The sequence below is a fragment of the Paenibacillus solani genome (assembly GCF_001277345.1).
Classification (GTDB): Bacteria; Bacillota; Bacilli; order Paenibacillales; family Paenibacillaceae; genus Paenibacillus_AQ; species Paenibacillus_AQ solani.
The window spans coordinates 621,244-630,853 of record NZ_LIUT01000003.1 but is presented as its reverse complement, the minus strand read 5'-3'; the positions used below and the strand labels follow the sequence as shown (position 1 = coordinate 630,853).

At 47.7% G+C, this 9,610-nt stretch carries 9 protein-coding genes and 14 tRNA genes; all 23 read left to right on the top strand.

What is annotated here, in order from left to right; translation table 11 throughout:
- Positions 1–254 precede the first annotated feature (254 nt).
- A tRNA-Val gene (locus AM231_RS20360) sits at positions 255–330 on the top strand.
- Positions 331–347: 17 nt separating this feature from the next.
- A tRNA-Met gene (locus AM231_RS20355) sits at positions 348–421 on the top strand.
- A gap of 11 nt (positions 422–432) precedes the next feature.
- Positions 433–504, top strand: a tRNA-Asp gene (locus AM231_RS29220).
- Between the two features lie 69 nt (positions 505–573).
- Positions 574–649: transfer RNA gene (locus AM231_RS20350), tRNA-Phe, on the top strand.
- A gap of 22 nt (positions 650–671) precedes the next feature.
- Positions 672–747 (top strand) — tRNA-Thr (locus AM231_RS20345).
- Positions 748–751: 4 nt separating this feature from the next.
- Positions 752–836 (top strand) — tRNA-Tyr (locus tag AM231_RS20340).
- 6 nt (positions 837–842) lie between these two features.
- Positions 843–916: transfer RNA gene (locus AM231_RS20335), tRNA-Trp, on the top strand.
- Positions 917–938: 22 nt separating this feature from the next.
- Positions 939–1,011: transfer RNA gene (locus tag AM231_RS20330), tRNA-His, on the top strand.
- Between the two features lie 45 nt (positions 1,012–1,056).
- Positions 1,057–1,132, top strand: a tRNA-His gene (locus AM231_RS20325).
- 18 nt (positions 1,133–1,150) lie between these two features.
- Positions 1,151–1,225 (top strand) — tRNA-Gln (locus AM231_RS20320).
- Between the two features lie 14 nt (positions 1,226–1,239).
- Positions 1,240–1,314: transfer RNA gene (locus AM231_RS20315), tRNA-Gly, on the top strand.
- Positions 1,315–1,325: 11 nt separating this feature from the next.
- A tRNA-Cys gene (locus AM231_RS20310) sits at positions 1,326–1,399 on the top strand.
- 12 nt (positions 1,400–1,411) lie between these two features.
- Positions 1,412–1,488 (top strand) — tRNA-Arg (locus AM231_RS20305).
- Positions 1,489–1,496: 8 nt separating this feature from the next.
- Positions 1,497–1,576 (top strand) — tRNA-Leu (locus tag AM231_RS20300).
- A gap of 483 nt (positions 1,577–2,059) precedes the next feature.
- Positions 2,060–2,359, top strand: a complete 300-nt coding sequence (locus AM231_RS20295; protein ID WP_054404259.1) for a LiaF transmembrane domain-containing protein — start codon at positions 2,060–2,062, stop codon at positions 2,357–2,359.
- A 68-nt stretch (positions 2,360–2,427) separates the two neighbouring features.
- A complete protein-coding gene (locus tag AM231_RS20290; RefSeq protein WP_054404258.1) occupies positions 2,428–3,108 on the top strand; it encodes a PspA/IM30 family protein in 681 nt (226 codons plus the stop codon).
- A 2-nt stretch (positions 3,109–3,110) separates the two neighbouring features.
- Entirely contained in the window at positions 3,111–3,593 is a 483-nt protein-coding gene (locus AM231_RS20285; protein WP_054404257.1) for a PspC domain-containing protein, read from the top strand.
- A 1-nt stretch (position 3,594) separates the two neighbouring features.
- The gene (locus AM231_RS20280; RefSeq protein ID WP_053491518.1) at positions 3,595–4,281 is read left to right on the top strand and encodes a PspA/IM30 family protein; all 687 of its coding nucleotides are present in this window, start codon (positions 3,595–3,597) and stop codon (positions 4,279–4,281) included.
- Positions 4,282–4,451: 170 nt separating this feature from the next.
- A complete protein-coding gene (liaF, locus tag AM231_RS20275) occupies positions 4,452–5,096 on the top strand; it encodes a cell wall-active antibiotics response protein LiaF (protein ID WP_054404256.1) in 645 nt (214 codons plus the stop codon).
- A 34-nt stretch (positions 5,097–5,130) separates the two neighbouring features.
- Positions 5,131–6,204 carry a sensor histidine kinase gene (locus tag AM231_RS20270; RefSeq protein WP_054404255.1) on the top strand — a complete coding sequence of 358 codons (1,074 nt, stop codon included), beginning with the start codon at positions 5,131–5,133 and terminating at the stop codon, positions 6,202–6,204.
- Positions 6,182–6,832, top strand: a complete 651-nt coding sequence (locus AM231_RS20265) for a response regulator (RefSeq protein WP_054404254.1) — start codon at positions 6,182–6,184, stop codon at positions 6,830–6,832. Before AM231_RS20270 ends, AM231_RS20265 begins: the two co-directional genes overlap by 23 nt.
- 207 nt (positions 6,833–7,039) lie before the next feature.
- Complete coding sequence (locus tag AM231_RS20260) at positions 7,040–7,885, top strand: YwmB family TATA-box binding protein (RefSeq protein ID WP_054404253.1); 846 nt, start codon at positions 7,040–7,042, stop codon at positions 7,883–7,885.
- Positions 7,886–8,022: 137 nt separating this feature from the next.
- Positions 8,023–9,570 carry a glucose-6-phosphate dehydrogenase gene (zwf, locus tag AM231_RS20255; RefSeq protein WP_053491523.1) on the top strand — a complete coding sequence of 516 codons (1,548 nt, stop codon included), beginning with the start codon at positions 8,023–8,025 and terminating at the stop codon, positions 9,568–9,570.
- Positions 9,571–9,610 lie beyond the last annotated feature (40 nt).

Below are 9,610 nucleotides of genomic sequence, written 5' to 3'. Positions count from 1 at the left end.
GCCCGTTGGTCAAGGGGTTAAGACACCTCCCTTTCACGGAGGTAACAGGGGTTCGAATCCCCTACGGGTCACCACTAACTTAAAATGCTTCAGGGGATGAGAACCACTACGGTTCGTCGGAGCATCAACTTCGTAAGCCTAGACTTCGCAGTCTCGAACGAAGTGAGAGTATCCCCTACGGGTCACCACTTAAGTTTTATAAAATAATTGCTTCTTATATCAATTTTTGTTATGATAGAAGTCGCTTTTACTCCGGAGGCTTAGCTCAGCTGGGAGAGCATCTGCCTTACAAGCAGAGGGTCAGCGGTTCGATCCCGTTAGCCTCCACCATATACACCTTTTAATGACGCGGGGTGGAGCAGTTCGGTAGCTCGTCGGGCTCATAACCCGAAGGTCGTAGGTTCAAATCCTGCCCCCGCAACCNTGCCTCGTGGAGGTGTAGAGGCCTAACATGCCTGCCTGTCACGCAGGAGATCGCGGGTTCGAATCCCGTCAGTTCCGCCATTATTTATAACTTTGGGATGAGATGAGTATCCGATATTGGGTTCCGTCAAAGTTCGCGAAGAGCTTTAAGGCTCGGTAGCTCAGTCGGTAGAGCAGAGGACTGAAAATCCTCGTGTCGGCGGTTCGATTCCGTCCCGAGCCACCATGTACGTTTTATAACTTTATATGCCGGTGTAGCTCAATTGGTAGAGCAACTGACTTGTAATCAGTAGGTTGGGGGTTCAAGTCCTCTCGCCGGCACCATTCTGGAGGATTAGTGAAGTGGCTAAACACGGCAGACTGTAAATCTGCTCTCTTCGAGTTCGGTGGTTCGAATCCATCATCCTCCACCAGTTTTTAGGGGCATAGTTTAAAGGTAGAACAACGGTCTCCAAAACCGTTGGTGTGGGTTCAATTCCTGCTGCCCCTGCCATTGAATATTTATAATGAACTTGGCGATCGTGGCGAAGGGGTTAACGCACCGGATTGTGGTTCCGGCATTCGTGGGTTCGAGACCCATCGGTCGCCCATTATTTCATTATGATTATTCTCCAAAAAAACTATTACATTATGGCGATCGTGGCGAAGGGGTTAACGCACCGGATTGTGGTTCCGGCATTCGTGGGTTCGAGACCCATCGGTCGCCCCATAGTTTTTTTGAAAATGTTGGGGATTAGCCAAGCGGTAAGGCAACGGACTTTGACTCCGTCATGCATAGGTTCGAATCCTATATCCCCAGCCATTTATTTTTAGTAAGCGGACGTGGCTCAGCGGTAGAGCATCGCCTTGCCAAGGCGAGGGTCGCGGGTTCGATTCCCGTCGTCCGCTCCATTTTTATTTCTGGCGCCATAGCCAAGTGGTAAGGCACAGCTCTGCAAAAGCTTTATCCCCAGTTCGAATCTGGGTGGCGCCTCCATAACACAATTTTGTGCCCTTAGCTCAGCTGGATAGAGCGTTTGACTACGAATCAAAAGGCCAGGAGTTCGAATCTCTTAGGGCACGCCATAATGCAAGCCGGTGTGGCGGAACTGGCAGACGCGCGCGACTCAAAATCGTGAGGGAAACCGTGGGGGTTCGAGTCCCTTCACCGGCATTATCAAAAGGAATGTAGACAGCTCATGTCTGCATTCCTTTTTCGTATATCTATATTTTTATCTTGATACACTGAATATCTTCGCAACCAGCCTTTATTCGCTTTATAACCTCTCACGTAATTTTTCACACCACTCCTTTATATACAACTTACGTTGCTTGTCATTTGCCCATAAGTTTCCTCCTTTTACTTTAGTAATCATCTACCTTTTCAAACATGATTGAATCAGAACTATCCAATTACTAGGGAGCTAGCGCTTAAGGCACCAAGAATCATGGGATGGGAGGCTCATGTACTTGATAGAAGGGCTTGAATAGGATATCTAGGATAGAGTTAAGACGTAAGTCTGTAGGTTGCCCCGCCTTAGGTCTAGGTTGAAAAACCGTCCACAGGCCGTTTTGAGAAAACTCAATATTACCTAAAATAGAGTCATAAGGTTGAACAAACGAAATAACGATCAAACAATAGAAAGGCGGTGTATAAATGAGGAATTCAAGAGGCAATGGAATGAGTATTTTATTGATTGGTTTAGGGATCCTGGTTCTTCTGGGAGTGTTCGGTCCTCTGCTTGGCTGGTTATTCAGTCTTCTAATCCCAGTACTGATCGTCGCTTTAGGGTACTACGGTATCCGGAGAGGAAACACCCTGATGGGATGGGTCGTTCTAGGTATCGGTTTGGTCTGGTTGATGAGTAAGTTGTCCTGGGTGCTGGCTCCGATCCTTGGAATAATCTTAATCGTCTACGGGGTGTCCCGAATGAAGAATGGCAGACACCGCTACTAATAATGGACAGAACTTAAAATAACATACATGAATAGCGGATCATGATAGATGAGGAGGGCTAAACCAAAATGAGTGTTTTTCGACGGATAAGAGATATTACCGTAGCAACTTTGAATGAAAAGCTCGAGCAGAGCCAGGATCCGGTTCGATTGATCGACCAGTTCCTGCATTCAACGAGACAAGACATCGTAGAAGCTGAGAAACTGCAGCAGCAATGCCAGGTACACTCCAGGCAGCTGAAGCAGCAGGTGGATCAAGCAGAGAACATGCGTGATAAGCGTGAAGAGCAGGCTCTGCTTGCACTAAAAGCTGGCGAAGATCATCTTGCCAAGCTGGCACTGCAAGAGAAGCTGATCTATGAGGAAAAGATTGAACAATATCAAGGTCTGTTAACCTCAAGCCTTGAGTCGCTAAAAGAGATCGAAGAGCAGCTTGGTGAGCTGCGCATGGAGTACCAGACGGTATACAGCAAGCGCCAATATTATGTGGCCCGAGTAGAGACGCTTCGTCTTCAGCAAAAGATGAATGAGCGTACAGGCTCCTATGGTGGAGGTCCTGATGTACCTAAGATGTTCAATCGTCTTGAAGACCGCATCAGCGACTGGGAACTGGAGGCGAGAAGCCTTCGCGATCTACGCCGCATGGGGCAGGAATACATGGATCAGGCTGGAGAGTCTGTCTCCACCGTATTGGAAAAGGAGCTTGCCCGCCTGAAGCAAAAGCTGAACAATAACAGCGGAAAGGAGTAACCATGACTAAATTGTACCGTTCCAACCGCGATAAGATGTTTACAGGATTGATCGGCGGTATATCCGATTATTTTGGAATCGAATCTACCCTGCTTCGAATCATATTTGTAGTCAGTGTCTTTTTCTCAGGCGGTACATTGCTTTTGATCTATCTGATTGCATCTCTGGTGGTTCCTAAAGAGCCCTATTATCATGATCCTTACGGTCCTCCGCAAGGAAGACATGGCGGCGGATACCGTCCCCACGATCATCGGGGCCCAGGACCAGGTTATAACAGCTACAACGATGGCTATGGACGTCAGAACTATTCGAACGAACATGGACATTTTGGTCCGAGATATGACCGGCCGAATGAATCCAGAAGCAATGGGTCAGCGGACTCCGATCTGGATGCAATGATGAAGGATATCGAGAAGAAAGCAATGCAAAAAGAAATTGAAGAATTGAAGAAAAAACTTTCGAACTATGAGAAGGGAGATAAATAACATGGGAGTATTTAAAAGACTTAAAGATATGACGAAGGCATCGGTGAATGAGCTGTTGGATAAAGTAGAGGATCCGATCGTAATGCTGAACCAGTACCTGCGTGACATGGAGGCAGAAATTCATGAAGCAGAGGTAACCGTCGCGAAGCAAATGGCGAATGAGCGTCGCATGAAGCAGCGTGTTGATGAAGCTGTGAAGATGGCTGCTCAACGCGAAGCACAAGCTGAATTAGCTTTGAAAAACGGTCAGGAAGAGGTAGCTCGCAAGCTGCTTGAGGAAAAAATCTACTTCGACCAAAAAGAAACCGAGTACGTGGAATTGCATATGCAATCCGAGGCTCAAGCCAAAGAACTCGTAGCTCAGCTGCATGAAATGAAAGACGAGTTCTATAAAATGCGCAACAAGCGTAATGAGCTCGTAGCTCGCGCTCAAATGGCCAAAGCGAAGAAGCAAATGTCTCAAGTGAGCAGCCTGCATACGATCGAAAGCGGCAGTGCTTCGATGGGCTTCCACCGCATGGAGGAAAAAATCATGCAAATGGAAGCGGAAGCTGATGTACTCCGCGCTCCATACCGCCCTAACAGTGCCGTATACACAAGTCCGGTAGATGCTGAGAAGCAATTGAAGGTAGACGAGCAGCTGCAAGCGCTCAAGAACAAAATGGGGAATTCTTCGAAATCCGAGTAATTCCCTGAACAAGTCAGCAAAATAAGCACAAACCATATTCGAACACATGGTTCATATGATATGCTATACGAATGAGCTTGTCCGTATAGTGCAGGCAAAGCCATACAGTGGGAATCTCCCGCTGATATGGCTTTTCCGAGCTTATATCTAGGTCATCAAGGAGGTGCGACATGGACAGAAACCGCTGGATAGCAGTTGGTTTAATTAGCTTGGGTATTATTATGCTTTTCGGCCGTTGGTTTGGTTTCTTCACCATCGTCGCCCTGCTGCTTATGTTGGCAGGCGTTCTTCAGATCAGAGAAGGCCGTGTGAAGAAAGGATATATTCTGCTCGCCGTTGGTGCCGTTCTGCTGCTGCTGGAGCATCTCATGTTGATTATAGGCATTAGCTTGATATCGCTAGGTATTTTCTATGGCAAATCCAAACGCGCTCATACCACGACAGGGTATGTTCAGAAGCAGAATTTTATGTCCAATTTTGATTGGGACCGTGCACCGTGGGTGATGCGCAGTTTGAGTGTGTGGCATGTGCTTGGAGAAGCGGATATCGATCTGTCTCTTGCGCTTCCTGAGGAACGCCAAACCGTTCTCATGTTCCACGGACTGCTGGGAGATCTTGATGTAATCGTCCCGGACTATTATGGGGTAGAGGTGGAGGCATCCATCTTGTTTGGCTCGATTCATATGGACGAACGGAAAGAAACCGGGGTATTAAACCGTTTGCGGTATCAATCACCCAATTATGAAACCAGTGAATATAAAGTGAAATTGATTGTCTCTTATTTAGGCGGAGATTTGAATATAAGAATGACGTGATTTGTTCTGCTAAACCATTCAGGAGGGTTGCCCCGTGGAAACGGAAAAGAAAGCAAATATGATTACCCGAAGTATGCGTGAGGGGACCCTTCTGGGATTGGTTGTCATGCTAGTTGTCCTGTATTTATTATATACATATGGCTATCTTCAACCGTTCGAGACTTGGAAGAATCGAGTTGAAGCAGGCATTACCCTGGTGTTACTTCCGATTGGGCTAGGCGCGATTTATGGGTTCTTCCAGGGATACCGGGTCAAACGACGGGTGGATCTTGTAAGAGAGACCTTGGTAAACTGGGAAAAGGGCAGCCTTACTGATGTAATGCCGGAGATCGGCGAGGATGAGGTAGGGCGGCTCGGAGAGCAGCTCGTAACAATCAGCAAACGGTGGGAAGAGCAGGTTTCTTCCTTGCAGCGATTATCCACAAACAATGCCCAGCTTGCCGAGCAGGCCAGGGTCACAGCGATTGTGGAAGAGAGACAGCGGCTGGCGCGCGAGCTCCACGATGCAGTATCTCAACAGCTGTTTGCGATTTCGATGACGGCAACTGCTGTGGGCAGGACGCTGGATAAGGATTTTGACAAAGCACAGCGCCAGGTCGCTCTGATTGAGGAAATGTCGGCCGTTGCGCAATCGGAGATGAGAGCGCTGCTTCTTCATCTCCGACCGGTTTATTTGGAAGGGAAAGCACTTGAACAGGGACTGTGGGATTTAATTAAGGAATTGCGTATCAAAGTACCGATGGAAATTACGTTTGAGATGGACGATGACATCCATTTGCTTAAAGGGATCGAGAATCATCTGTTCCGTATCATCCAGGAGGCCATGTCGAATACCCTTCGGCACTCGAAGGCGGAGAAAATGGATATCCGTATTCATCGCAGGCAGAACACCGTTCGGGTGATGCTGCGGGATGATGGGGTCGGTTTTGAAATGGATGATAAAAAACAAACGTCCTATGGCCTTTCGACGATGCAGGAACGGGTGACGGAGATTGGTGGTTCGCTGCAGTTCATAACGGCCCCGGGTAAGGGAACGCGAATTGAGATTATCGTGCCACTAATAAACGAAGAACGTAAACGGGGGGATGGAGATGGAAACGCCGATTAAGGTGCTGCTGGTCGATGATCACGAGATGGTGCGGATCGGGTTGGCAGCCGTGCTTGGCACAGAAGACGGTATTGAGGTCGTAGGGGAAGCGGGCAGCGGCGAAGAAGGCATACGATTAGCCCAGGAATATCATCCGGATGTGGTGCTGATGGACCTCGTAATGGATGGAATGGATGGCATTGAGACCACGCGTCTGCTGATGAATCAGTTCCCGAATCTGAAAGTAATTGTACTGACCAGTTATCTGGACGATGAGAAGATGTATCCGGTGATAGAAGCTGGGGCGTTCAGCTATTTGCTGAAGACATCCCGGGCTTCCGAAGTAGCAGATGCTATACGTGCAGCCGCACGCGGGCAATCGGTACTGGAATCTCAAGTAGCCTCCAAGATGATGAACCGTTTTCGTCATCCGCAAAATGAAGCACCGGCGCATAACGATTTGACTGACCGGGAGATGGAAGTGCTGCGGCTCCTGGCCCAGGGCAAATCCAATCAGGATATTGCTGACGACTTAATTATTGGCATCAAAACTGTAAAGTTCCACGTAACCAATATATTAGGCAAGTTAGGTGTTGAGGATCGGACTCAAGCCGCGATATACGCATACAAGAATGGGCTGGCTGAATAGTAAGGGCCGGCTTCTTTTTTTGTATGGAAGTGGCATAACTTAAAGCATATATTGTGGCAGGCAAAGACTCCCGGGGGCGGGAGCTTTTTTTATTTGTGAAGCTGCTCTAGAATCAACAAGGATTTTTTGGTATGAGGAGGTATAAATCGAGATAGATGAGGTCATCCTTTTACTAGATTGATAGATTCGGATGAGGGGGAGCTCATAATGCGGAACGTTCGTGTACAATTGATGGTGATGATGCTGTTACTGTGCGGGGCAGCGGGTATAATGATGGGGTTTGCCGGAGTAACCGAAAGTCATCGAGACGGTGCGAACGTTCCGCATCCATTGGAAGCATCAGCGACCTCAGGAAGACAGGCCATCGAAGGGTTTGGAGGATCGGAAGCAGCAGAGAAAAGCGAAAGTGATCTAGCCCTGCTTGCAGCGCTTGGTCTGGAACATATGGAGTCTTCGGCACTCCTCACGGTAAAAATTCAAGGTGAATTGATAAGTTCTTTAACGGAGGATCAAGCTAAGACAGCAGCGCAGCAGCTGGCTCATACAATAGGGCTCTCCGGGGTTACCACATCGCAGCTCCAAGGTAATGAAGTTTTTCAAGCAGAAGGTAAACTCTCTGAGGTTTCGGTCCATCTCAATTGGGCGATAGCGAAGGGAGGACACAGTTACGTTAGAGTCATGCTTGTGGGAGAAGCGGCCAGGAATACCCGCGAAATGACGAACTTAAAGGAGCACATTCAAGAACAAATGGAAGAAGCAGGCATAGCGAATAACTGGAATGCGTCCATTCAAGGTTATGCATCGACGTCTACAGATGTCCAGGCAACGATGGCAGAGGTAGAGGAAAGCGCTGGCCAGAAGCTTTCACTTCGTATGGTGGAAAAATATGAAGATGTGAAGACATTAAGTCGTTCTTATGAAGCTCCTTCATTAGGCACATTCGTGCAGAGCGGCAATACACCCATTCATATGCAGATGGCCGTGCATGAAGATTCGGTGAAGAAAAGTAGTAGAATTACGATCGGATTTCCCGTCATTACAATAGAATATTGAAAATGATATTTGAAACTACGGTGAAAAAATATGAATTGAGATAGCATACTTGAAATGAATATGCTAAAATGTCATCACATCGAAGTAAGTTTGGATGCATAAAAATACACTATAATTTATAGAAAGAATGAGGAGCCATGGCTGAAAATCAAAATCTAGATACATTGAAAGCACCGGGCGCTGTATTTTTCATCTTTGGAGCGACTGGTGATTTGGCAAGACGTAAGTTGTTTCCGGCGATCTACAGTCTATATCGGGAAGGAAAACTGGATGAGGATTTTGCGGTAATCGGCGTGGCGCGACGTCCGCGAACCCAAGAAGAGTTTAGGGAGGACGTTTATCGTTCAATTCAGGAATTCTGCCGATATAGTTCGGAGCAGGATAGTGAATGGAATGCATTTGCACAGCATTTTGAATATAAATCTCTAGACATCAACAATATTGACGGATTCCGTGAGCTGCGTGAACAAACGGAACAATTGGAGTCGAAATTTAATATACCGGGTAACCGCCTGTTCTATCTGGCGCTGGCGCCGGAATTGTTCGGCAGCGTATCCTTTAACCTGATGAAGGGCGGGATGCTTGAGGGAGAAGGCTGGAACCGACTGGTGATCGAGAAGCCGTTCGGCTATGACCTCGAATCAGCTGCCAAACTGAACGAAGAGATTCGTAAAGTGTTCAAGGAAGAGGAAATTTACCGGATCGACCATTATCTTGGTAAAGAAATGGTGCAGAACATCGAAGTTATACGTTTTGCTAATGCTTTCTTTGAGCCGCTGTGGAATAACAAGCATATCGCGAACATTCAGATTACGCTTGGTGAGACGGTTGGTGTCGAGGAGCGCGGAGGGTACTATGATCATGCAGGCGCACTAAGAGATATGGGACAAAACCATATCCTGCAGCTGTTAACCATGATAGCGATGGAGCCGCCTAGCCGTTTGCTCGCAGAAGATATTCGCGACGAGAAGGTCAAGGTGCTGCGCTCCCTGCGTCCATATGCCTCTAACGAAGAAGTGAAGAACAACGTCGTTCGCGGTCAATATACGAAGGGTTCTGCGGGCGGAAAAGATCTGCCGGCGTATCGCGAAGAGGACAAGGTTAATCCGGAATCCAACACGGAGACATATTTTGCTGCGAGAGTGTTCGTGGACAATTTCCGCTGGGCGGGGGTACCATTCTATATCCGTACAGGGAAACGTCTTCCGGTTAAGACAACCGAGGTAGTTGTCGAGTTCAAGCGGATGCCAACCAATGTCTATTTGGGCCAAAAACATTCTCTGGAACCTAACCTGCTCGTTATTCGCGTGAATCCGATGGAAGGCATCTATGTGAAGATTAACGCGAAGAAGCCGGGATCAGAGTCCGAAATCGCACCGGTAGCGATGGATTTCTGCCAAAGCTGCATTGTGGGCATTAACTCTCCGGAAGCTTACGAACGTCTATTGCATGATGCTGCACGCGGGGATTCCACTTACTTTACCCGCTGGGACGAAGTGGCGTCGGCATGGTCCTTCGTGGATCGGATCGCAAACGCTTGGAAAGAAAACCAAGGCGAGCTGGAATCATACCCTGCTGGTTCTTGGGGACCGGACAAGGCAGATGAGCTTCTGAAGGAAGACGGATTCCACTGGTGGCCAGTAAACGGTCAGCTTGAGGATAATGTAGTCTGGTTGAAAAAATAACCTTGTTTAACATAATTACATGACAAAAAATCATCCCCTT